At 53.9% G+C, this 24,043-nt stretch carries 23 protein-coding genes; all 23 read left to right on the top strand.

Annotated elements, in window-relative coordinates:
• The first annotated feature begins 4 nt into the window (after nucleotides 1-4).
• Entirely contained in the window at nucleotides 5-748 is a 744-nt protein-coding gene (locus OCT58_RS04670; RefSeq protein ID WP_267201722.1) for a Stp1/IreP family PP2C-type Ser/Thr phosphatase, read from the top strand.
• A gap of 3 nt (nucleotides 749-751) precedes the next feature.
• Nucleotides 752-2,665 carry a Stk1 family PASTA domain-containing Ser/Thr kinase gene (gene pknB / locus OCT58_RS04665; RefSeq protein WP_267201721.1) on the top strand — a complete coding sequence of 638 codons (1,914 nt, stop codon included), beginning with the start codon at nucleotides 752-754 and terminating at the stop codon, nucleotides 2,663-2,665.
• A 17-nt stretch (nucleotides 2,666-2,682) separates the two neighbouring features.
• Nucleotides 2,683-3,558 (top strand): ribosome small subunit-dependent GTPase A, encoded by an 876-nt coding sequence (gene rsgA / locus OCT58_RS04660; RefSeq protein ID WP_267201720.1) that lies wholly within the window; start codon nucleotides 2,683-2,685, stop codon nucleotides 3,556-3,558.
• A gap of 11 nt (nucleotides 3,559-3,569) precedes the next feature.
• Nucleotides 3,570-4,223 (top strand): ribulose-phosphate 3-epimerase, encoded by a 654-nt coding sequence (gene rpe, locus OCT58_RS04655; RefSeq protein ID WP_267201719.1) that lies wholly within the window; start codon nucleotides 3,570-3,572, stop codon nucleotides 4,221-4,223.
• Nucleotides 4,224-4,297: 74 nt separating this feature from the next.
• A complete protein-coding gene (locus OCT58_RS04650; protein WP_267201717.1) occupies nucleotides 4,298-4,954 on the top strand; it encodes a thiamine diphosphokinase in 657 nt (218 codons plus the stop codon).
• Between the two features lie 132 nt (nucleotides 4,955-5,086).
• The gene (rpmB, locus tag OCT58_RS04645) at nucleotides 5,087-5,272 is read left to right on the top strand and encodes a 50S ribosomal protein L28 (RefSeq protein WP_003713527.1); all 186 of its coding nucleotides are present in this window, start codon (nucleotides 5,087-5,089) and stop codon (nucleotides 5,270-5,272) included.
• Nucleotides 5,273-5,465: 193 nt separating this feature from the next.
• A complete protein-coding gene (locus tag OCT58_RS04640) occupies nucleotides 5,466-5,828 on the top strand; it encodes an Asp23/Gls24 family envelope stress response protein (protein ID WP_267201715.1) in 363 nt (120 codons plus the stop codon).
• Between the two features lie 20 nt (nucleotides 5,829-5,848).
• Nucleotides 5,849-7,549 carry a DAK2 domain-containing protein gene (locus OCT58_RS04635; protein ID WP_267201713.1) on the top strand — a complete coding sequence of 567 codons (1,701 nt, stop codon included), beginning with the start codon at nucleotides 5,849-5,851 and terminating at the stop codon, nucleotides 7,547-7,549.
• A gap of 84 nt (nucleotides 7,550-7,633) precedes the next feature.
• The gene (recG, locus tag OCT58_RS04630; RefSeq protein WP_267201712.1) at nucleotides 7,634-9,670 is read left to right on the top strand and encodes an ATP-dependent DNA helicase RecG; all 2,037 of its coding nucleotides are present in this window, start codon (nucleotides 7,634-7,636) and stop codon (nucleotides 9,668-9,670) included.
• A 15-nt stretch (nucleotides 9,671-9,685) separates the two neighbouring features.
• Nucleotides 9,686-10,717, top strand: a complete 1,032-nt coding sequence (gene plsX, locus OCT58_RS04625; protein WP_267201711.1) for a phosphate acyltransferase PlsX — start codon at nucleotides 9,686-9,688, stop codon at nucleotides 10,715-10,717.
• Nucleotides 10,718-10,753: 36 nt separating this feature from the next.
• A complete protein-coding gene (gene acpP, locus OCT58_RS04620) occupies nucleotides 10,754-11,005 on the top strand; it encodes an acyl carrier protein (protein WP_267201710.1) in 252 nt (83 codons plus the stop codon).
• A gap of 117 nt (nucleotides 11,006-11,122) precedes the next feature.
• On the top strand, nucleotides 11,123-11,821 hold the full coding sequence (gene rnc / locus OCT58_RS04615; protein ID WP_267201708.1) for a ribonuclease III: 699 nt from the start codon (nucleotides 11,123-11,125) through the stop codon (nucleotides 11,819-11,821).
• A 26-nt stretch (nucleotides 11,822-11,847) separates the two neighbouring features.
• Nucleotides 11,848-15,402, top strand: coding sequence for a chromosome segregation protein SMC (gene smc / locus OCT58_RS04610; RefSeq protein ID WP_267201706.1), 3,555 nt, complete (start codon nucleotides 11,848-11,850; stop codon nucleotides 15,400-15,402).
• Nucleotides 15,403-15,432: 30 nt separating this feature from the next.
• Entirely contained in the window at nucleotides 15,433-16,854 is a 1,422-nt protein-coding gene (ftsY, locus tag OCT58_RS04605; protein ID WP_267201704.1) for a signal recognition particle-docking protein FtsY, read from the top strand.
• Between the two features lie 10 nt (nucleotides 16,855-16,864).
• The gene (locus OCT58_RS04600; protein ID WP_267201702.1) at nucleotides 16,865-17,206 is read left to right on the top strand and encodes a putative DNA-binding protein; all 342 of its coding nucleotides are present in this window, start codon (nucleotides 16,865-16,867) and stop codon (nucleotides 17,204-17,206) included.
• Nucleotides 17,207-18,652 carry a signal recognition particle protein gene (gene ffh, locus OCT58_RS04595; RefSeq protein ID WP_267201701.1) on the top strand — a complete coding sequence of 482 codons (1,446 nt, stop codon included), beginning with the start codon at nucleotides 17,207-17,209 and terminating at the stop codon, nucleotides 18,650-18,652. It begins immediately after the preceding gene.
• Nucleotides 18,653-18,751: 99 nt separating this feature from the next.
• Nucleotides 18,752-19,030, top strand: coding sequence for a 30S ribosomal protein S16 (rpsP, locus tag OCT58_RS04590; RefSeq protein ID WP_267201700.1), 279 nt, complete (start codon nucleotides 18,752-18,754; stop codon nucleotides 19,028-19,030).
• Nucleotides 19,031-19,042: 12 nt separating this feature from the next.
• Complete coding sequence (locus tag OCT58_RS04585; RefSeq protein ID WP_267201699.1) at nucleotides 19,043-19,303, top strand: KH domain-containing protein; 261 nt, start codon at nucleotides 19,043-19,045, stop codon at nucleotides 19,301-19,303.
• 54 nt (nucleotides 19,304-19,357) lie between these two features.
• Entirely contained in the window at nucleotides 19,358-19,867 is a 510-nt protein-coding gene (rimM, locus tag OCT58_RS04580; protein WP_267201698.1) for a ribosome maturation factor RimM, read from the top strand.
• Nucleotides 19,867-20,625 carry a tRNA (guanosine(37)-N1)-methyltransferase TrmD gene (gene trmD / locus OCT58_RS04575; protein ID WP_267201697.1) on the top strand — a complete coding sequence of 253 codons (759 nt, stop codon included), beginning with the start codon at nucleotides 19,867-19,869 and terminating at the stop codon, nucleotides 20,623-20,625. The genes rimM and trmD overlap by 1 nt, the downstream gene beginning before the upstream one ends.
• A 10-nt stretch (nucleotides 20,626-20,635) precedes the next feature.
• Nucleotides 20,636-22,069: an APC family permease gene (locus OCT58_RS04570; protein WP_267201696.1), complete on the top strand. Its 1,434-nt coding sequence runs from the start codon at nucleotides 20,636-20,638 to the stop codon at nucleotides 22,067-22,069.
• Between the two features lie 115 nt (nucleotides 22,070-22,184).
• Nucleotides 22,185-22,550, top strand: coding sequence for a 50S ribosomal protein L19 (gene rplS / locus OCT58_RS04565; RefSeq protein ID WP_267201695.1), 366 nt, complete (start codon nucleotides 22,185-22,187; stop codon nucleotides 22,548-22,550).
• A gap of 258 nt (nucleotides 22,551-22,808) precedes the next feature.
• On the top strand, nucleotides 22,809-23,825 hold the full coding sequence (locus tag OCT58_RS04560; RefSeq protein WP_267201694.1) for a LacI family DNA-binding transcriptional regulator: 1,017 nt from the start codon (nucleotides 22,809-22,811) through the stop codon (nucleotides 23,823-23,825).
• Nucleotides 23,826-24,043: the final 218 nt, after the last annotated feature.

Below are 24,043 nucleotides of genomic sequence, written 5' to 3'. Positions count from 1 at the left end.
AATCATGGAAATTGCCTTTCAATCAGATATTGGCCGGCGGCGGTCGCAAAACCAGGACCGGGTTGCCCAATACACCGACAAGAATGGTCACCAATTAGTGGTGATCGCCGATGGCATTGGCGGCAACCTCAGTGGTGACGTGGCCGCTGAAATGACGGTCAAGCGGCTCGGCCATCGTTTTAAGATGGACAGTCCCGAGAACCCGCTCGAAGCAATTCGGTGGTTTGCTCGGGAAGTCCAGATAATTAATGATCAAATACTAAAAAAATCAAAAGAAAAATTAATCTATCAAGGAATGGGAACCACAATGGTGGCGGCGATTGCCTTTGAAAAAACACTGGTGGTTGCTAACATCGGGGACAGTCGGGGCTATCTTTTACACCAGGATACACTGACCCAGGTGACGATTGACCATTCCCTGGTAAACGAATTGGTAAAGAGCGGTGACATCACGGAAGACGAGGCCTTAAAGCTGCCCCAAAGTAATATTATTACCCGGGCAATAGGGATTTCTCCCGATGCCCGAATCGAGGTTAACCGGTTTGAATTTAACCCGGGTGACCAGTTATTGATGTGCTCGGACGGCCTTTTTAAGACGGTTGAGAAGAGTACGATGGTGAAGATTCTGGATCAAGAGATCTCTTTGAAGGCGAAGTGTACCCAATTAGTTGAATTGGCAAATGAGGCTGGTGGTCCCGATAATATCACTGTTCTAATCGGTAAAAATGATGATGACCAGGAGGGTTGATTTATGAATCCTGGAGATGTGATTGGTCATCGATATAGGATTATTCGTTCCCTTGGTGAAGGGGGGATGGCGAATGTTTACCTGGCCTACGATACGGTTCTTGACCGCGAAGTGTCGGTAAAAGTTCTCCGCCTGGATCTGCGGGACGACCCCAATACAAAGCGGCGTTTCCGGCGTGAGGCCATGGCTGCCACCCAGCTCAATGATCCCCACATCGTCGGTATTTTTGACGTGGGCGAGGATAATGGCCTGCAGTACATGGTGATGCAGTACGTCCGCGGGACTGACCTGAAGGAATATATTAAAGAACACTTCCCGCTCCCGCTGCCCCAGGTAGTGGATATTATGGAGCAGGTGCTGTCGGCAGTTGAATCGGCCCACGCCCACGGCATCATTCACCGGGATCTCAAGCCACAAAATATCCTAATTGATGAGAATAAAAATATTAAAATAACGGATTTTGGGATTGCCGTTGCGGTTTCCCAGAATTCGCTGACACAGACCAACACCTTAATGGGTTCAGTGCACTACCTTGCGCCGGAACAGGCGCGGGGGAGCATTGCAACAAGAAAATCAGATATTTATTCGCTGGGAATTATCCTCTACGAATTGCTGACGGGAAGGGTTCCCTTCGAGGGTGAAAATGCGGTTTCGATCGCAATCAAGCACTTCCGCGAGGAGATTCCTTCTGTTCGGCAGTTCAATCCGAAGATTCCCCAGCCTCTGGAAAACGTGGTGATTCGGGCAACTGCTAAGAATCCAATTGACCGCTACGACAGTGCAATGGCCATGGCCAATGACTTGAAGACCAGCCTGGATCCGGCGCGGGCCAACGAGCCCCTGCTGGTAATCAAGCATGATGACAACGGTGAGACCAAGGTCCTGCCGATGAGCAAGATGCCTCATCACCAGGCCAGCCAACCATCGACGGCTGCCAGTAGTGAAAATAAAAAGCCGGCACGGCCAAATTTGTGGCGACGGTGGCGGCGCCAATTAATGCTGGTCGGCATCTTAATTTGTATTGCCATCATTGCCGGCTGCAGCTGGTGGTTCCTCTTGCGACAGGTGGTTGTGCCTAACGTCGCGAATCAGACCCCAGTTCAGGCTACGCGGCAATTAAAGAAAGAGCACTTGCGGGTGGGCAATATTACCCGGGTTACGAGCAACACCGTAGCCAAGAACCACATCATCAGTGCTGACCCGGGCGCCAAAAAGAAAACCCGGGTGAATTCGGCCGTTAACTTAAAAGTCAGTGCCGGGGTTGATCACTTAAAGCTCAAACATTACGTGGGCAAGGACTACGCAACTACTGCGGCGATGCTGCGGCGCAAGGGCTTTACGGTGAATCGCCACACGACATATTCTGATACGGTAGCGGCGGGAACGATCATGAAGCAAAATCTGCGTCAGGGGACCGTTGCCAAGCCGCACAAGGATATCATTGACTTTGAGGTCAGTGCGGGTAAGAAAAACATCAAGATTCCTGACTTTACTAATCAGGACATCAGCGTTGTTCAGGACTTTGCCAACAAGCACAATCTGCAGCTGACGACCCAGCAGAAGAAGTCCAAGACGGTGGCCACGAACCACGTCATTAGCCAAACACCGAAAGCCGGGTTGACCCTCAACCATGGTGATACGCTGACGGTGACGATTGCGAGTTCCGGCAACCAAACGAAGACTACCAACATTCAGATCAACATTCCATTTGACAGTAATGGCGGCCAACGGGAAAACCGGGTTCAGGTTTATATTCGGGACGCCAACCACAACCTGACGATGGAGTATCAAGACATTACGATTAATCAGGAAACGACCATCAACGTGCCGTTTACTTTGAAGAACAATCAAACGGGGGCCTACCGGGTCGTTCGCAACGGACGGACGATCATGAGTGCCACCAACATTACCGGATAAGATAGCGAGGTGCATTCGTGAAAGAGGGAATTATTCAGCAGTCCTTAAGTGGCTTCTACGACGTTATTAGCGACGGTGAAATCTACCGGACGCGTGGCCGGGGGAATTTCCGTAAAAAGAAGATCAAGCCAATCGTGGGAGACGCGGTTGAGTTTGAAGACGGCTACCTCCTCAAGGTATTGCCACGGCGCAACTCCTTGGTGCGGCCACCGGTGGCCAACGTTGACGCGGCCGTGGTGGTCACCGCCGCGACCCAGCCGGTCTTCTCGGCCAATTTGTTGGACCGTCAGCTAATTGCACTGGAGCGACAGAAAATTACGCCCCTGGTCTACTTTTCCAAGACCGATCTACTGGATTCGGCGGACTACCAACAAATTGCAACGGTGGCGGCGGGTTATCGTCAAATTGGCTATGCGGTCTTTTGTAATCGCCAGCCCTTTGCCCAGGATCAGCTTACGGCCCTTCAAGAACAGCTGCGTGGTAAGACGGTCACGATGATGGGCCAGACGGGGGCGGGGAAATCAACTCTGTTGAACCACCTGGCACCCGATTTGCACTTGGCAACGGGGGAGATTTCCCAAGCACTAAAGCGTGGTCGGCATACCACGCGCAAGGTCAGCCTCTTAAACGTCGGCGGGGCCCTGATTGCGGATACGCCGGGCTTTTCTTCCTACGAAACCTTTGATATGACGGTCGAAGAACTGCCCCAGCTCTTTCCAGAAATGGTGCGCCTGGCACCTGAATGCAAATTCCGGGGCTGCCTGCACATCAAAGAACCACATTGTGCAGTGAAAGCGGCTTTGGAGAATGGTATAATCATGAATAGTCGGTATGACGATTACCTTCAATTTCACGAGCTAATCGCCAACCAGAAACCAAACTACAAGAAATGAGGGAATTGAGAATGATTAAAGTTGCACCTTCAATTTTGAGTGCTGATTACGTTAACCTGCAAAAGGACATCGAAAAGGTTGATCACGCCGGTGCTGAATACCTGCACATTGACGTGATGGACGGTACCTTTGTCCCCAGTATTTCCTACGGCCCTGGCTTTGTGAAAGCCATTCGGCCGATTACCAAGATGGTCCTGGATGTCCACCTGATGGTTCAAAACCCAGAACATATCCTGCCAATGTTCATTGACGCCGGTGCCGACATTATCGGTGTGCAGGTTGAAGCAACCCAGCACATTCACCGGGCACTGCAGATCATCAAGAACGGCGGGGTTAAGGCCGAAGTTGTCATCAACCCTGGGACCCCGGTGGCAATGATTGAACCAGTACTGCACATGGTTGACCAGGTCCTGGTGATGACTGTTAACCCAGGATTTGGTGGACAAAAGTTCCTGCCGGAAACGGTTGAAAAGATCGCTCAGCTGAACGAAATCAAGAAGGCCAAGGGCTACGACTTTGATATCGAGGTCGACGGTGGGGTCAACAATGAAACGGTTGTTGATTGCTACAAGGCCGGAGCAACGGTTGCCGTTGCCGGTTCCTACGTCTTCAATGCTGACGATCCAGCAGCCAAGGTTCAGGCATTAAAGGACGCTACTAAGTAACTAGTTTGAGGCTGGGAGAGAAAACTGCCCAGCCTCTTCTTCTTTACGCAGTTTAGGCGATGGGGAGGAAAACAATGCGTGTAAATATTATGGTCGGTGGGCCGACCGAGCTGATTCCCAAAGAACAGGTCCTCAAACGGCGGACCGAGACCTGGATCGGGGTGGACCACGGTGCCTCACTGTTGATGGACTGGGGCATTTGTCCAGTGGCGGCGATTGGTGACTTCGATTCCACGGCCACGGCGGAGATGGCCCGGCTGCGCGAGTGGGTGGCCGCAATTAAAACTTTCCCGCCTGCCAAGGATTTTACCGATACGCAATTAGGGGTCGCAGCCGCCATTCGTGACTATGCGCCCGAACAAATTGACATCTGGGGCGCCACGGGTGGCCGGTTGGACCAGCTATTTGCTAATCTTTTCCTACCATTGCAGGATGATTTCCGTCCTTACCTGCCCAAAATTCGCCTGATCGATAACGAAAACGTCGTTCGCTACTTTCTCCCGGGGACCTATAGCATTTATGCCAAACCGGGCTTGGACTACCTGGCCTTTGTTAACCTGACGCCGGTGCGGGGGCTGACCCTACCGGATGAAAAGTACCCGCTGGTCAACTGGAATGGGACCATCCCGTTCTCCTGGTCAAGCAACCGTTTTACCAGCGTGGTTAACCACTTTTCCTTCGATCAAGGGGTCGTTGCCGTGATCTGGTCCGCCGACCTGCATCTGCCTTAAATGGGTGTCAAGGGAAAATACTTGAAAGAAAAACCTTGCACTGATCGGGTCGCTATGGTAAATTAATTAGGTGAGTTACATCGCAACTTATTGCGTAAACGAAATAATGATGAGAAGAGGAGGGTACCACCAATGGCTAAAGATTTTATCAACGGTAAACGGACACGCTTCGGTAACAAGCGTTCCCACGCCCTTAACTCAAGTCGTCGCAGCTGGAAGCCAAACTTGCAAAAGGTAACCATTCTGGTTAACGGCAAGCCGAAGAAGGTTTACGTTTCAGCACGTACACTGAAGTCCGGTAAAGTGACTCGGGTTTAATTTAACAAAAATAATGCCGTCCAGTTCTGGACGGCTTATTTTTTAAGAAAGTAATTAACCCCATTAACTAATCACCAAAAGACTTTCTTTTTGAATTTGCCGTGCTATGGTATGATGGTGTTAGCTTTAATGATGACTTAGAAATGCAGCAGCGCTAAAATAGTGCTGATGATCTTAAAAGGAGGCCATGACAATGGCAGTAAAGATTAAAACCAAGGCGGGCACGATTGATATCGACAACGACGTGATCTCAACGGTTGTTGGCGGTGCCGCCACTGATAACTACGGGGTTGTCGGCATGGCAAGTCGAAACCCGGTCCGCGACGGGGTTAACCAGATCCTCGGCCGCGAAAACTTTAACAAGGGAGTTGTCGTTCGGCAACAGGACAACGGTATCGTTGTGGAAGTAAACATTATCGTCAGCTATGGGACGAAGATCTCTGAGGTTTCAAAGAGCGTCCAAGCAAAGGTAAAGTACAACCTGGAGTCAATGCTCGGCATCACGGCCGATGCGGTCAATGTCTGTGTCCAGGGTGTTCGTTCAATGGAAGACTAGTGGATACGGAGGAAATTTAATTGGCTGTCACAGAAATTACGAATCTTGAATTTGGCAAGATGGTCCAAGCGGCCGCTGATAAGCTGAGCAAGAATGCCGAATTTATTAACTCATTAAACGTTTTCCCGGTTCCCGATGGCGATACGGGGACCAACATGGCTTCTTCAATGGCCAGCGGTGCCAAGTACGAACGGGCGGAAAACAGCACGTCCGTTGGTGATTTGAGTGCTGCCCTGGCGAAGGGGCTGTTGATGGGGGCCCGAGGCAATTCCGGGGTGATCCTGTCACAGATCTTCCGTGGTTTTGCCAAGGCCACGACCGGCTTGGAGAAGCTGTCTGCCCAGGACTTTGTTGATGCCTACGCCAACGGTGCCAAAACGGCTTACAAGGCCGTGATGAAGCCAACAGAAGGGACAATTCTGACGGTAGTTCGTGAGTCCGCCCAGGTGGGGATGGAAGAGGTCAAGAAGACCAACGACCTGACTGAAATCATTCACGCAATCTACGAGGCCAGTGACAAGGCCCTGCAGACGACGCCGGACCTCCTGCCAGTCTTGAAGGAAGTCGGCGTGGTTGATTCTGGTGGCCAAGGTCTCGTCTTTGTTCTTCAAGCTTTTGATGAAGCCTTGAGTGGCAAGGTCGATAAGTCCGAGGACTACCGGCCGGACAACGCCGAGGTCGATGAGATGGTGAACGCCCTGGATCACCAGAGCGTCCAGGGCAAGCTCGACCCGAAGGACATCAAGTACACTTACTGCACCCAGATGCTGGTCCGGATTGGTAAGGGTAAGCAGGTGACCCGCAAGTTTGACTACGACACTTTCTACAACTACCTGGCCAAGATGGGCGACAGCCTCCTGGTGATCAATGATGATTCCGTAGTGCGGGTTCATGTGCACACCGAACACCCCGGCAAGGTCTTAACCTGGGGACAGGAATTCGGTGACCTGCAGACCATCGAAATTCACAACATGGTTTGGCAGCAGGAAGAGATTATGGAGCATGACGATGAGGACGACGAGGATGAAACGCCAGTCGAAAAGGCCAAGGAAGAAACTGCCGCTCCGGAAACGGCGGTAATTGCCGTGGCCTCTGGTGATGGAATTGCCAAGCTGCTCAAGAGCCTCGGTGTGACCCACGTCATCAGCGGTGGGCAGACCATGAACCCAAGCACCCAGGACATCACTGATGCCATCAACAAGAGTGGTGCCAAGCAGGCCCTGGTGCTGCCGGATAACGGCAACATCTTCATGACTGCTGACCAGGCGGCTGAAGTGGCTGAGATTCCAACCAAGGTTGTCCACACCAAGACGATTGCTCAGGCGATGAGTGCCTTGCTGGAATACAATCCGGAATCATCAATCGATGAGAACCAGCAGAATATGGAGGCCAATATGACGACGGTCGCCAGTGGTGAAGTAACGCACGCCATTCGGGACACCAAGATTGATGGCCGGGAGATCCACAAGGACGACTACCTGGGGATCGTAGACGGCAAGATTGTCGAGGCCGACAGTGACCTGACGGAAACGGCAATTAAGATGGTCAAGCAGATGCTGGACGAGGATAGCGAAATCGTGACGATCCTGATTGGTCAGGACGGTGACCAAAAGACCGCGGAGACGATCAAGGACGCCGTGGCTGCGGTTGACGACGAGCTTGATATTCAGATCTACGATGGTGGCCAGCCGGTCTACCCATACCTGATTTCCGTTGAATAAGAATTAAAACAAACATGAGTGGGGCCGTGACGAAGGCTGATTTGTCACGGCCCCTTTGCCACATCCTGGCAGGGGGTGAAAACGATGAAAAGCTTGCAGGATTCAGTGGGAAATCTCAAGGGCGTCGGGAAGAAACGGGTGGCCGACCTGGCAACCCTTGGGATCGACACGATTGAGGATCTTTTGACTTACTACCCGAGCCGGTACAACGATTTGCGGCCGGCCGACCTGACGACCGCTAAGGATAAACAAAAAATCACCTTGCACGGCCGGGTCGTTTCCGAACCCCTCCTGACCCACTTCGGTTACCGGCGCAGCCGACTAAGCTTTCGCCTCCAGGTCGACCAGGAAGTAGTCATGGTGACCTTCTTCAACCAACCCTACCTGGTGAAACAGTTGCAACTGGATAGCCAGGTGACGGTATTGGGCAAGTGGGATGCGCGGCGGCGCCAGGTCACTGCCAACCGTCTGACCACCGCGGCGCTGGAAGCCAGCAACGACTTTGGCGCCGTCTACCCAGTCAACAAGCACGTCAAACAGGGAATGCTGCGGAGCCTGATTCGCCAGGCCTATGAGGAATATCAAAACGTAATTCCAACATTGCTCCCCCAGACGTTGCGCCAGCGCTATCGTCTACTGGACCGCCGGCAGATGCTAGCGGGGATGCACTTTCCCAAAGACGCCGGCCAGGCCCAGACGGCCCGGCGAACTGCAGCCTACGAGGAGTTCTTCCTCTTTCAGCTGCGCTTGCAGGCTATTCGCCAAGCCCAGCGTCAGGAAGACGGCTTACGGATCCTCTACCATAACGATGAGGTCAAGGAATTTATCAGGGGGATCGGTTTTGAGCTGACCAATGCCCAAAAGCGGGTGGTTAACGAAATCTGCGCCGATTTGCGTCGCCCCTACCAGATGAACCGGCTTCTCCAGGGGGACGTTGGCTCGGGAAAGACGATCGTGGCGGCAATTGCAATTTACGCCACGATTACTGCCGGCTACCAGGCTGCCCTGATGGCGCCAACCGAAATCTTGGCGGCCCAGCATGCCGAAAAGCTGGCCAAGGTCTTTGAGAACACGCCGGTGCACATTGGCCTGTTGACGGGATCCCTGACCGCAAAGCAGCATGCCCAGCTGCGGGATGCCATCAAGCGGGGGGACGTCAACCTGATCATCGGCACCCACGCCCTAATCCAGGAGGACGTCGAATATGCCAACCTTGGCCTGGCGATCACCGATGAGCAGCACCGCTTTGGGGTTAACCAGCGCCAGCAGCTCCGTGAGAAGGGGGATCATCCCGACGTACTGGCAATGACGGCGACCCCGATCCCGCGGACCCTGGCGATCACGGCTTACGGTGAAATGGACGTCTCGGTGATCGATGAATTGCCAGCGGGCCGTAAGCCGATCAAGACCAAGTGGTTCAAGGTCGACAAGCAAAACGAGGCCCTGCATTTTCTACGCGAACAATTAGCTGCCGGGGCCCAGGCATACGTGGTCAGTCCGCTGATCGAGGAGTCGGAGGCCTTGGATGTCCAAAACGCGACCGACCTCTATGAACAGCTGGCCAAGTACTTCGGTGGCGATTACCAAGTGGGTCTCCTTCACGGCCGGATGAGCGGCGATGAGAAGGACCAGGTGATGCGCGAATTCCAAGAGAAAAAGCTCCAGGTCCTGGTTTCGACCACGGTGATTGAGGTCGGGGTCGACAATCCCAACGCCACCGTGATGATTATCTATAATGCGGACCGGTTCGGTTTGGCCCAATTACACCAGTTGCGGGGCCGGGTCGGCCGTGGCGACCGGCAGAGTTACTGTCTTCTGCTGGCCGATCCCAAGACCGACGAAGGCAAGGCCCGGATGCAAACGATGGTGGAGACCAACGACGGTTTTAAGGTGGCTGAAAAGGACCTCGAACTGCGGGGCTCCGGGGACGTCCTCGGCAACAAGCAGTCTGGCCTGCCGGACTTCAAGGTTGGTGACCCGGTGGGGGACATTAAGATGCTCCAGATTGCGCGTAATGACGCCGAACAGCTTTTGAAGACCCCCCACTGGGACGATGTTGACGATAACCAGCCGCTGGTCCTCTACTTAAAGCGGCACCAGCTTGAAACGCACTTCGATTAAAGGAGAGATTAATTTATGAAAATTGCTGTAGATGCGATGGGTGGCGACAACGCCCCCAAGGTAATTGTGGAAGGGGTTGAGCAGGCCCGGGACCTTTATCCGGACCTGAAGTTCGACCTGTACGGTGATCCGGCCCAGGTGAAACCACTGATCCAAAATGATGACCGGCTGACGGTGATTGCCACTAGTGATGACATCACGATGGGCGAGGAGCCGGTCCGAGCTATCCGGCGCAAGAAGGATTCGTCAATCGTTCGGGCGGCCACGGCCGTTAAGAAGGGCGAGGCCGACGCCTTCTTCTCCGCTGGCAACACCGGTGCGGTCCTGGCGGCCGGAATCTTTATTGTTGGCCGGGTCAAGGGGATCGACCGGCCTGGACTGACCAGTGTCCTGCCAATCGCCCAACCGAGGGCTAGCCGGCAAAATTTTGTTTACCTAGACACCGGTGCCAACGCCGAAAGCAAGGAGAAGAACCTGGTTCAGTACGCCTACCTGGGTAAGTTTTACTCCGAAAACGTCCTCGGGGTGGCCAACCCACGGATCGGTCTGCTTAACAACGGGGCCGAAGAGGACAAGGGCGACACCCTTCACAAGGCCGTTTGGCAACAGCTCAATGCCAAAGACGACCTCAACTTCATTGGAAACATTGAAGCCGGTGACCTGCTCTTCGGCAAGGCCGACGTCGTGGTGAGCGATGGCTGGACCGCCAACGCCGCCCTCAAGGCCACCGAGGGAACTGCCAAGATGATGCTGAAATTGATCAAGCATGGCATCTTGCACGGTGGACTGCGGGCTAAGCTGGGCTACCTGCTGCTCAAGCCGGTCTTTCACCAGATCGGCCAGACGATGAGCACCTCCACTTATGGCGGTGCCGTCCTGCTGGGACTCAAGGCACCGGTGGTCAAGACCCACGGTGCCTCCGACGCGCTGGCGGTCAAGAACACGATTGGTCAAATCCGTACGATGCTTTCGACCGGTGTGATCGAAAAGACAGTGGATTTCTTTACTAACAATCCAGAAGTGGACAATCAAAGCAAAAACGCATAGAATAAGAGAGTATTTTGTAAAGCGAGGTTAATTAAGATGGCTGATAATAGACGGAAGGAAATCTTCGATAAGGTTTCTGAAATTGTGGCCGATCACTTTGACGTTGATCGGGCCAAGATTACCGATGACTTGAACTTGAAGACGGATCTGGACGCCGACTCGATTGACTTTGTTGAGTTTGTCCTGGAACTGGAGGACACCTTCAACGAGGAGATCGATGATGACGAGGCCGAAAAGCTCAGCACCATTGGTGAAGTGGTTGACTACATCGAAGAGCACACAAACTAATTGTAAAGCTCCCGTTTGCGGAGCTTTTTTGTTTTAAATGCCTGACCAATCGCACTTGGTCTAGTATAATAGGGAAGAATTAGCTGATTGAATCTCAAAAAGAAGGGAATTTATTTTATGATCAACGAACTGCAAGACTACTTGGCCAAGGAATTTGATATTCATTTTGATGATCCGAGTCTGCTGGCCGAAGCCTTCACCCAGGCTTCCTACGTCAACGAACACCCGCATCAAAACCTGAAGTTCTACGAGCGGATCGAATTTCTTGGCGACGCTGTGTTGGAATTGATTGTTTCCGAATACATCTACAAGCGCTACCCAGAACTGCCCCAGGGCAAATTGACCCGGCTACGGGCCGCCATGGTTTGTGAGGATAGCTTCTCCAAGTTTGCTAAGGAATGTCACTTTGACCAATACATCCGCCTGGGCAAGGGGGAGGAAAAGGCTGGTGCCCGGCAACGGCCTGGCCTGCTCTGTGACATCTTTGAATCCTTTATCGGGGCCCTCTATCTCGACCAGGGCCGGCCGGCTGTGGAAAAGTTCGTTCGCCGGGTAATCTTCCCGAAGCTTGACATGGGGTGGTTCGACCACGCCGTCGATGCCAAGACCAGCCTGCAGGAATTTCTGCAGCGCAACGGGGATGTCAAGATTGAGTACCACCTGCTGGACGAGAGCGGGACGGAAAACGATCCGGCTTTCCACGTCAACGTGACCGCGGATGGTCAGGTCCTGGCCGAGGGTCGGGGTTCCTCCAAAAAGCACGCTGAAATGGCAGCGGCTCAGGCGGCACTGGATCAACTGCGCAAGCAAAATTAAATAAGACGAGTGAGTGAACGCAACCAATGCAATTATTGTCTTTAACATTAGATGGCTTTAAGTCCTTTGCTCAAAAGACGACCATTAAGTTTGAGCCGGGGATGACCGGGATCATCGGGCCTAACGGCAGTGGCAAGAGCAACATTATCGAAGCCATTCGCTGGGTGATGGGTGAGCAATCCGCCCGACAATTGCGGGGCGACAAAATGGCCGACGTCATTTTCAACGGGGCGGCGGATCGCAAGCCCTTAAACCGGGCGGTCGTTTCAATCACCTTGGACAACAGCGACCACTATTTGGCCAGTGACTACACTGAATTGACGATCACCCGCAAGCTCTACCGTAATGGTGATAGTGAATACCTGATCAACAACTCCCAGGTGCGCCTCAAGGACATCACCGATCTCTTCATTGATTCAGGGTTGGGCCGCGAATCGTTTTCGATCATTTCCCAGGGCCGGGTGGCGGCAATTTTCAACGGAAAGCCGCTCGACCGCCGAGGAATCATTGAGACGGTTGCCGGGGTCGCTAAGTACAAGAAAAATAAGGAGGCCGCCGAAAAACGGCTGGCTGACACGATGGACAACCTGAACCGGGTCAATGACATCATCAGCGAGCTCAGCAAGCAGCTGGAACCACTGGAAGACGAGAGTGCGCTGGCTCAGGACTACCTAGAACAAAAGAAACAGTTTGATGTCCTGGACCGGACACAGACGGTTCGTCAATACGATGCCCAGCATCAAAAGCTAGACGGATTCCGGGCTAAAGAAAAGCAAGCTCAACAATTGGCAGCCGATTACCGGGCCCAGCAGGAAAAGATTGCCCAACGGCTAGCGGACCTTAAGAAACAGCGGGCAGAATTGCTGCGCCAAAAGGATGCCAATCAGCAGGAAATCCTGCAACAGACCGAACAGATCGCCCAGCTGACTAACCAACAGTCCGTTTCGTCGATCAAGCGTGACCAGCAAAAGGCCGAGCAGGCCCGGCTGGAGAAGCAGGAAGCGGACCTCGCTAAGGAATTAGCGGTGGCTAAAAGTGACCAAAATGCCCAGGCCATGCAGCTGCGCCACCATCAACAGGACGTGGCGCAACACCAAAAGGAATACGAGCAGGCCCAGCAGATGAGCGGTTCGGAACGAATTCAGGCCTTGAACGCTCAGCTGGCCAAGCGCCGGAACGATCAGATCAGCCTGATGCAGGAATTGACCACGGTCCATAACCAGCAGACCTTTCTGAAGCGCAGCCACGAGCAGAGTCTCAGTCAACAGGCGCAGAGTACCACCGATCTGAAGGCCAAGCAGCAGCAACAGGCCACCATGGCCACGCAGCTTCAGGCTAACCAAACCCAACTGACAAACGCTGCCGCTAATCTCAAGAAGCTCCAGGCGAGCGTGGAACAGGTCAACCGGGAGCTGACCAAGACCAGTCAGGACTACCAGCAGGCCCAGCGCTCCTGGTACGAAGCCCTGGGGGATGTTCATTCCACCACGGCCCGAATCAAGAGCTACCAGTCGATGAGCGCGGAGTACGCTGGTTACTACCAGGGGGTCCGAACGGTCCTGCAGCATCGGCAAAACTTCCCTGGCCTGGCCGGGGCGGTCAGTGAGCTCTTCGATGTTCCGGCCCAGCTGACGACGGCAATTGAAACCGTCCTGGGTGGGCAGCTCCAGCAGCTGGTGGTTGATAGTCAAACGACCGGGAAGCAGATCATTAACTACCTGGTTCACTTCCGGGGCGGTCGAGCGACGATCCTGCCGCTTGATACGCTGGTGCAGCGGCGGCCAAGTGCCGCCTGGCACCAGGTCTCCGGGAGGCCGGGCGTCGTTGGCTTGGCGGTCGACTTGATTAAGTTCGCCCCCCAATATCAGGTGGTGGCGAATTACCTTCTAGGGAGCGCGGTGGTGGCCGACAACCTAGACCACGCGACGGCAATTGCCCGCGCGGGGCATCACCAGCTCCGGGTCGTGACCCTCGATGGCCAATTGATTAACGCCAGCGGGTCGATGACCGGTGGGGCCAACCGCCAACAGCGGCGCGGCCTTCTGAGCCAAAAGCAGGCTGGCAGTCAGCTTCAGAAATTGCTCGCTCAACAACAGCAGCGGGTTCAAGAACTGGAGGGCCGGGTTACCCAATTAAAGGCCCAGCAGGAACAACAGCGGCAACGTGCCGCCACCCTGCAGGATCAGTTGCACACGGCCCAGGTGGACTACCGGACGGCCCAATCGCAATCCGTGGTGCTCAAAGAACAGGCACAGACACTGGCAAATCAGGTTCAGGCCCTGCAATCACAAACTGATCAGCAGGACAGCCAGTCCAAGAGCTACCAGGAACAAGCAACCCAACTTGACCACCAGGCGACGCAGGTTGAAACTCGGCAACGGACGGTCGAAAAACAGATTAACCAGTTGATCAAGCAGATCCACGAGCTGGAGACTGATGCCTCGGCGCAAACTGAACAGCTGCACCAGATGGAACAATGGCTGGCTGTAGCGGCCGAACGTCAGCAGCAGTTTGAACGCCAACAGCGGCAGGCCAACGCCCAGGTGACGCATTTGCAGACGCAGCACCAGCAAATTCAAGATCAGCTAAAGGTCCTGGAAAATGCACTAGCTGGCCATCGTTCGACTGGTTCGGACATTAACGCCAAGCTTAATGCGGCCAAAGACAAACTCACGGCCGCCAAGCAGGCCGGTGCTCAGCTTGACAAGCGGCTTGCTCAGAGCGCGGACCAGCTAGCAGCGATCGAGGAACAACACGAGCGGCTGCAGGGCCTCCAGGAAGCTGCCGGCAATGATGCCGGAGAGCTGCGGGCCCAGCGAATTCGCTGCGAGGGAACACTGGATCAGCTGCTTAATCATCTTAGTGAGCAGTATGGGATGACGATTACCGAGGCCCGCCAAAACCTGAGCGAGCTAGCCGACGAGCAACTGGCCCGCCAGCTCAAGCTCTTGCGGCGCGGCCTGGCTGAACTAGGGGACGTCAACGTGGGCGCCATTGCTGAGTACCAGCGGGTGAAGGAACATTATGATTTCTTGAAGTCCCAGCAGGACGACCTGCTGGCTGCTCGCAAGCAGCTCAACGCAACGATGAGCGAGATGGACAGCCAAGTGGCCACCCGGTTCCGCAGCACCTTTAACCAGGTATCGGCGGCCTTTGACGAGACCTTCCGCCAAATTTTCGGCGGTGGTCAGGCCAAATTGGTGCTGACTGATCCGCACGAAATCCTGACGACTGGAATCGACATCATGGCCCAGCCACCGGGCAAGAAGAACCAGCAGCTGAGTCTCTTGTCGGGTGGGGAACGGGCCCTGACCGCAATCACCTTGTTATTTGCAATTCTGAAGGTGCGGCCAGTTCCGTTTGCCATCCTCGATGAACCCGAGGCGGCCCTGGATGAGGTAAATGTGCAACGCTTTACCCGTTACCTCAACCGTTTCGGCAAGACCGGTCCGCAATTCATCGTGATCACGCACCGGAAGGGAACCATGATGGGGGCCGACGTCCTGTATGGGGTCACCATGCAGGAGTCCGGCGTTTCGAAGATGGTTTCCGTGGACGTGGTCGACACCTTGAACCAATAAAAAAGAGAAAACGAAAAGAGGGATCCTTAAATGGGATTATTTGATATTTTCCGGCGCCACAAGAAGGAACAACCGATCAGTCCGGCCGAATCGGCAACGGCTCAACCGGCCAGTTCGGCAACCTCACAAGTGCCGGCAAGCAGTCAACCAAGTGCTCCGGCTAGCCAAGAACCAGCTCAGTCGACGGCGCCGGTTGCTAGTGACCAGCCGATGAGCGCAACCCCGACGCAACCAACGACACCAGTCGAAAGTGCTCAGCCAACGGTTCCGGTCAGCCAGGCAACCGCCCCTGTACCAGCATCAAGCGCACCGGCCGAAAGCGAAGCCGCAAAAGAAACGGTTGTCAGTGAGCAGCCGAGCGCTCCGGTAAGCACGGCGCCAGAAGCAGTGGCTAGTGCCGAGCAGCAGTCAGAAGAGCCGGCAACGCAGGACACGACACCAGAAGAATCCGCGTCCGCGACTGCCGAAGATCAGCAACCGCAGAGCAGCATGCCGGAAGAGACGGAAGCGGCGACGGAACAGAAGTATGATCGGGGATTGGAGAAGTCGCGGACCGGTTTTGGGGCCCGGCTCAACCGCTTCCTGGCCAACTTCCGTCACGTTGACGAAGATTTCTTCGACGATCTGGAGGACATGCTGATCGAGTCCGACGTCGGCTACGACATGGCGATGAAACTTAGTGACGAACTGCGGGAAGAGGTTAAGCTGGAGAACGCCAAGACCAAGCAGCAGGTTTCCAACGTCATCATCGAAAAGATGGTTGAACTCTATGACGCGGCTGGCAAGGACGAGAACGCTGATCTCAACATGGCAAAGTCGGGACCGACCGTTATCATGTTCGTCGGGGTCAACGGGGCCGGCAAGACAACCACGATCGGCAAGATGGCCGCCCTCTTTAAGAAGCAGGGCAAGAAGGTCCTGCTGGCGGCGGCCGACACGTTCCGGGCTGGGGCAACCGAGCAACTGGACGTCTGGGCTAAACGTGACGGCGTCGACATCGTGACCGGTCCCGAGAACGGGGATCCGGCCGCGGTGGTCTTCGATGCGGTTCAAAAGGCTAAGAAGGAAGACTATGACATCCTTTTCGTTGATACGGCCGGCCGGCTGCAGAACAAGGTCAATCTGATGAAGGAGCTGGCCAAGATGAAACGGATCCTGACCCGGGAAATTCCGGACGCACCCCACGAGGTTCTGTTGGTCTTAGATGCCACGACCGGGCAAAACGCCCTGAACCAGGCTAAGCTCTTCAAAGAGAGCACCGACGTCACTGGAATTGTCCTGACCAAGCTCGACGGGACCGCCCGTGGTGGGATTGTCCTGGCGATCAGAAATGAGCTCCACCTGCCGGTTAAGTACGTCGGCCTGGGCGAACAGGTGGACGACCTGCAGAAGTTCAACGCCAGTGACTTTGTCTACGGGCTCTTCAAGGGTTTGGTCGAAGTCGACGAGTAGGTGAAATTTGATGGAAATCGAGAAAAACTACCGAATCAATTCACTGTTTGAGTTTTACCAGCCGCTGCTGACAAAGAAGCAAAACGAGTACATGGACCTCTACTACGGCAATGATTACTCACTGGGCGAAATCGCTGAAAACTTCAACGTCAGTCGCCAGGCGGTCTACGACAACATCAAGCGGACCGAAAACATTCTGGAGGGGTATGAACAAAAGCTTCACCTCTACGCGGAATTCGTGGCCCGCAACAAGCAGGCCGATGAGATTCAACAGTATGTACGTGCACACTATCCGGATGACCAGCACTTAAACGAATTAGTTGGCCACCTGGAAAGCTTGGAGGAAGAATAAATGGCATTTGAAGGATTAACAGAGCGCCTGCAAAAGGCGATGGAAAAATTACGGCGCAAGCCCAAGGTGACCGAGGCCGATCTGCGGGAGACGATGCGGGAAATCCGCCTGGCCCTCTTGGAAGCCGACGTTAACTTCAAGGTGGTTAAGGACTTTGTCAAGAAGGTCCGGGAAGAGGCCGCCGGGGCCGAGGTCTTAAAGGGCTTAAACCCGGCCCAGCAAATCGTCAAGATCGTGAACGACCAATTGACCCAGCTGATGGGTGAAGAGGCCGTGCCGCTGAACAAGGCCGCCCACATCCCAACCGTTATCATGATGGTCGGGCTCCAGGGGGCCGGGAAGACCACGACGGCCGGCAAGCTGGCCCTGCGATTAAAGAATGAGGAACACGCTCGCCCGCTGTTCATTGCGGCCGACGTTTACCGGCCGGCTGCCATCACCCAGCTGCAGCAGGTTGCCAAGCAGATCGACGTGCCGGTCTTTGAAAAGGGGACCGATGTTGATCCCGTGGAGATTGTCCGCGAGGGGATGGAGGTTGCCAAGCAAAACCACAACGACTACGTGATCATCGATACGGCCGGGCGGCTCCAGATTGACGAGCAATTGATGGACGAGCTGGCCAACATCAAGGAACTGGTTCACCCAGACGAAATCCTGTTGGTCATCGATGCCATGACCGGGCAGAACGCCGTCAACACCGCCCAAGGCTTTGACGACAAGCTCAACATCACCGGGGTAGTTCTGACCAAGCTCGATGGAGATACCCGTGGTGGGGCCGCCATGTCAATCCGGGCCGTCACCGGCAAGCCGATTAAGTTCGTCGGTGAAGGAGAAAAGATGGAGGACTTAGACGTCTTCCACCCCGACCGGATGGCTTCGCGGATTCTCGGCATGGGGGACATGATGACCCTGATTGAGAAGGCCCAGAAGAACTTCGATGAGGAACAGGCCCAGGAAACGATGGACAAGATGCGGGAAAACACGTTTGACTACAACGACTTCCTCGCCCAGATGGATCAGGTCACGAAGATGGGGCCGCTGGAGAACGTCCTCAAGATGATGCCGGGGATGGCCAATAATCCAGCTTTGAAGAACATCAACCTGGATCCGAAGCAATTTGCCCACATCCGCGCAATCGTCCTCTCGATGACGCCTGAGGAGCGGGAGAACCCCGACCTGATGAATCCGAGTCGTCGTCGTCGTTTGGCCGCCGGTTCCGGTCGGCCGATCGTCGAGGTTAACCGGATGATCAAGCAATTCAATCAAATGCGCAAGATGATGAAGCAGGTCACCAACGGGAACATGAACGGCATGCAGAACCTCTTCGGCGGCCAGATGCCGGGTGGCAAGATGGGGCAGATGGCGATGAACCGGATGGCCCGCAAGATGAAGAAGGACAAGCAAAAGCGGATCAAGAAACTCCGCAAGTTGCGTAAGAAGCATTAATTTGAAGAAAATTTGCGACTGTCAAGAAAAACTACTTTACATTCTATTTGAAGACTGGTATATTATTATCTGTTAAAAGAAATCAGGGAGGTGCAAAGAATGTCCGTTAAAATTCGTTTAAAGCGCATGGGTTCCAAGAAGCGTCCTTTCTACCGGATTGTTGTCGCTGACTCACGTTCCCCACGTGATGGTCGTTTCATCACTGCATTAGGTACTTACAACCCATTAACTACTCCAAAGGAAGTTAAGTTCGACGAAGACGCCGTTATGGATTGGCTGCAAAAGGGTGCACAACCTTCTGACACTGTTCGTAACATGCTGCAAAAGGCCGGCGTTATGAAGAAGTTCCACGAAGCTAAGTACGCCGCAAAGAAGTAGTGATGACTGGTCATGGCTGAGACTGATATAGAGGCATTGATTCGTAGTTTGGTAACCCCGCTTTTGAAGCATCCGGAGGCGCTGTCGATTACTGAGTCTGAGAGCAGCCGCTTCAGACAGTATACAGTTGACGTTGCCCCGGCTGATGTTGGCCGATTGATTGGCCGACAGGGACATGTGGCGGAAGCGCTACGGACGGTCGTTGAGGGCGCGCGTTCTCGACGGTCGAACTCTAAAAAAGTCCGGTTGCTGATCAATGATCATCGCCATTAAATAAAAAACTCCCACACTTACCTGTGGGAGTTTTTGCCTTTTTAGGAGGAAAATATGGAATTTTATAATGTTGGCAAGATTGTCAATACGCACGGCATCCGCGGCGAGGTCCGCGTGATGGCGACCACCGATTTTGTGGAGGAACGTTTTGCTGCTGGCGAGACCCTCTACCTGCAGCAGGCCGCCGGTGAACCACTGGCTCTGACGGTGGAGAGTGCCCGTCCACACAAGGGCTTCATCCTGGTCAAATTCAAGGATTATGACAATATCAACGATGTCCAGGGCTTTCGTAATCGCGAGCTGCTGGTGAGCGCGGCCGATCAGCAGCCCTTAGAGGACGGTCAGTACTATTATCACCAGATCATCGGCCTAAAGGTCAAAACGGTTGAGGGAAAAGAGCTCGGCACGATCAAGGAGATCCTGTCCCCCGGGGCCAATGATGTCTGGGTGGTCAAGCGAAACGGCAAGCAGGACCTTTTGCTACCGGTGATTGATGATGTTGTCAAGACGGTCGACCTCGAGAACGGCGAGGTCATCGTGGAATTAATGGAAGGACTAGAATAGTGCGAATTGATATTTTAAGTTTGTTCCCGGACATGTTTCAGGCAACCCTCGGGGAGTCGATCGTGGGCCGGGCCCAGGATAGCGGCTTCCTGGACATCCAGGTAACGGATTTCCGCAAGTACACGACGGATAGGCACAACCACGTCGACGATGCGCCATTTGGCGGCGGTGCCGGGATGCTTCTCCAGCCCCAACCAATTTTTGATGCCATGGCGGCCGTTCAAGAGGAGACCAAGGACACCTATCCAAAGGGCCGGGTGATTCTGATGGATCCGGCCGGACGGCGCTTTGATCAGGACTATGCCCAAGAACTGGCGATGGAGGATCACCTGACCTTCATTTGCGGCCATTACGAAGGCTATGACGAACGAATTCGCCACCTGGTTACCGATGAGGCCTCCCTGGGGGATTACGTTCTGACCGGCGGGGAGCTGGCAGCGATGGTGATGATCGACGCCACCGTTCGCTTCGTTCCCGGTGTATTGGGCAACCAGTCCTCTCCGATGGGCGATTCCTTTAGCAACGGTCTGCTGGAATACCCCCAGTACACACGGCCGGCAGACTTTCGGAGGATGAAGGTTCCTGAGGTTTTGACCAGCGGTAACCACCAGAAAATTCGTGAATGGCGGATGAAGGAATCGCTGCGGCGGACCCTCCACCGGCGTCCGGATCTCCTCGAGACCGCCAAATTGACCCGGGAGCAGGAGCTGATGTTAGAAGACATCAAGCTCGAAGAGGACCCGGATGTGCCGGATTAGTGGTGAGCCAATGAAAAAGTTATTAGAACGCTTACTATGGAAACAGGATCCCAACGTCTACATGGCCAAGGATTCCAAACTGACGCCGAGTCTGCGAACGATTGACCTGATCGGCCTGGGAACCGGGATGGTGGTCGGGACCGCCATCTTCACTCTGCCGGGAATCGTTGCCGCCGAACATACTGGCCCGGCCGTCCCATTGGCCTTTATCGTTGCGGCGATCGGGGCGGGGTTATCAGCCCTGGCCTATGCCGAAACCTCGTCGGTGCTGCCTTTTGCCGGCTCGGCATTCTCCTGGATCAACGTCCTCTTCGGCGAATTCTTTGGCTGGATCGCCGGCTGGGCACTATTGGCCGAATACTTCATCTCGGTGGCCTTCGTTGCCTCGGGTTGGTCGGCCTACATGCAGGGCTTTTTAGGTAGTCTGGGAATTCGATTGCCCAAGGCCCTAACTGGCGGCTTTGATCCCGCCCACGGTTCCTACGTTGATATCCTGGCTGCCCTGGCGATCCTGGTGGTCGGAATCTTAATTTCGCAGGGGCTGCACCAGGTCAGCCGGATCGAAAATACGATTGTGGCGATCAAGCTCTTGGTAATTCTGATGTTTATCGTCGTTGGGGCAACGGAGATTCAGGCGAAAAACTACGTACCGTTTATCCCGCCGCACCGGCCGGGAACGACCTTTGGCGGCTGGCAGGGGATTCTCGCCGGGACCGCCCAGATCTTCATCGCCTACGTCGGTTTCGACGCGATTGCGGCCAACACTGCTGAAACGCGCAACCCACAGAAGACGATGCCGCGGGGCCTGATCGGCACTTTGGTGTTGGGGACCGGCTTCTTTATTGCCGTCTCCCTGGTACTGGTGGGGATGTTTAAGTACAGCCGTTACGCCAATAACGCCGAACCGGCGGCCTGGGCGCTGCGCCACTCTGGTCACTACCTGACGGCCAACCTACTGTCAGTGGTGGCGATCATTGGGATCTTCTCGGCCCTAATCGCCATCCTCTTGGCCTCGTCCCGGCTGATCTATGCCTTCGGTCGGGATGGCCTCCTGCCGAAAACCTTGGGGGTAATTAACGACCAGCACGTGCCGAGCCATGCCCTCTGGCTGATCACCTTTTTGGCAATGATCCTCGGCTCGGTCTTTCCCTTTACCTTCCTGGCAACGCTGGTCTCGGCGGGGACCCTGGTGGCCTTCATCTTTGTTTCGCTCGGGATTTACGCCCTGCGACCGCGGGAGGGGAAAGACCTACCGGAGGCCCAGTTCAAGATGCCGTGGTACCCGGTCCTGCCAGCAGTTTCGGCCATCTTTTCGGCTGTCATCTTCTGGGGACTGAATATCGATGCCAAGATCCTGATGGTGGGCTGGTTTGCGATCGGGCTGATCATTTACTTTGCCTACGGACTGCGTCATTCGATCATTAACCAGGAACACCAAAAATAGGCCTTGCATCAAAGAGTAAAAGCTAGTATAGTAGTTATTGGCTGTTTAGCCATCAATAACGGTATTCCGCTGCCCCAGCGGGGACATGAATGTCGGCGAAAGGAAAGAAATTACAATGCGTCAAAACAAGTTGATCGAAAAGATTACTGCAAGTCAATTACGTGATGATATCCCGGAATTCCGTGCCGGTGATACTGTTCGGGTTCACGCCAAGATCGTTGAAGGTACGCGTGAACGTATCCAGATGTTCGAAGGTGTCGTTATCAAGCGCCACGGTGCTGGTATCAGCGCTACCTACACTGTTCGGAAGATCAGTAACGGTGTCGGTGTTGAACGGACTTTCCCACTGCACTCACCACGGGTTGAAAAGATCGACGTTCTCCGTCATGGTCGGGTTCGTCGTGCTAAGCTGTACTACCTTCGGGCACGTACTGGTAAGGCTACCCGGATTGCTGAACGTCGTCGCGACAACGAAAAGTAATCTCTACCATGAGAACCCTTGCTTGGCAGGGGTTCTTTTTATTTTTAAACTATTGAGTTAATCCTCAACGAATCACAAAAATAAAGCCATAAAATCTAGTTGGTAGGAAGATGGTAGGAATTCGTTGGACGACTAACAATGAACACGTTCACTATCCCGTGCCTGTAATGTTTTCTCCGTAATTATAGCCGTATTAATTGACAACCCGTGTCATTTCATAATATGATAAGCACAATTCTATTTACGGGGGAGAAAAGAATGAATGGGAGCGCTAAAGTAACGATTAAGACAATTGCCAAGAAGGCAAATGTCTCACATACGACGGTCTCACGGGCCTTAAATGATAGCCCGTTGGTAAAAGAAGAGACTAAAAAGAAGATCAGAAAATTGGCGGAGCAGATGAACTATTCGCCGAATCTGAATGCCAAGGCTCTGGTTGAGAAGAAATCCTTTATCATTGCAGTTTACTTTACTGATATGTCGGATGGGACATCGCCGAGTTTTATGTCCGCGGTTCTTCACCAGATCAAGGAGTTTTTGCCGAAGGGCTACGAGATTGCGGTGGATAGTTTTGCCAACTTGCGCCGGTCCCACCAAAGCATTAATTTCCGCTTTGATGGTGCACTGGTGTTAAGCCAGTCAGCTTCCGACGACGAGTACATTGACCAGCTGGCGGCGACCGGGAAGCCGTTGGTGATCTTAAACCGGCAGATTGAGCGCACCGACCTGTATAATTACTATTCGGATGACTACCTGGGGACGGCCAACGCAATCAACTACATGCTGCGGATGGGTCACCGCAAGATTGCCTTGATTTCTGGGCGGAAGGGTTTTGCCTCAACCAATCTGCGGACCCAGGCCTTTCAAGACGTTTTAGAAAAGAACGGGATCACCTTGCCGGCGGAATGGCTGGTGGAGGGAAATTACAGTCTGACCTCCGGCTACCAAGCAATGAAGAAAATCTTAAACACCGGTGACCTGCCCACCAGCGTCTTTGCCGAAAACGATGATATGGCGATGGGGGCGATTCGTGCTTGCTACGACTACGGCTATGACGTTCCCAGTCAAATCTCCTTTATGGGCTTTGATGACAACACCTACTCCAAGTTCTACCACCCGCGGATCACGACGATTCGTAAGCCAATCATGGAAATTTCCCGCAACGGCGTCCTGACGCTCAAAGACCTGATTGATGGTGAGACGCCCCAGGCCAAGCGGGTGATCGGTAGCAAGCCGTCACTGATTGTCCGTGAATCTGTTATGCGCAAAGAATAATAAACCAAGCGAAACTGTCCACATTATGCTGGGCAGTTTTTTATTTGATCAAAATGAAAGGCCTTGCAACATTTGCGGGAACGAATATAATGAACTTGGCAGATTGCAAGAAATAACTTGAACGAATTTAATGACGTAAATTAAGCAGGAAGATCTCGATTGGTGTGCGCCAGTTAAGACATTTAAGTGGCCGGGAATTCAGATACCAATTGATTTGA

This window comes from Limosilactobacillus kribbianus, from assembly GCF_026413145.1.
Lineage (GTDB): Bacteria > Bacillota > Bacilli > Lactobacillales > Lactobacillaceae > Limosilactobacillus > Limosilactobacillus kribbianus.
Note: the sequence above shows the minus strand (reverse complement) of the source record. Positions and strands in the feature narration are given on the sequence as shown.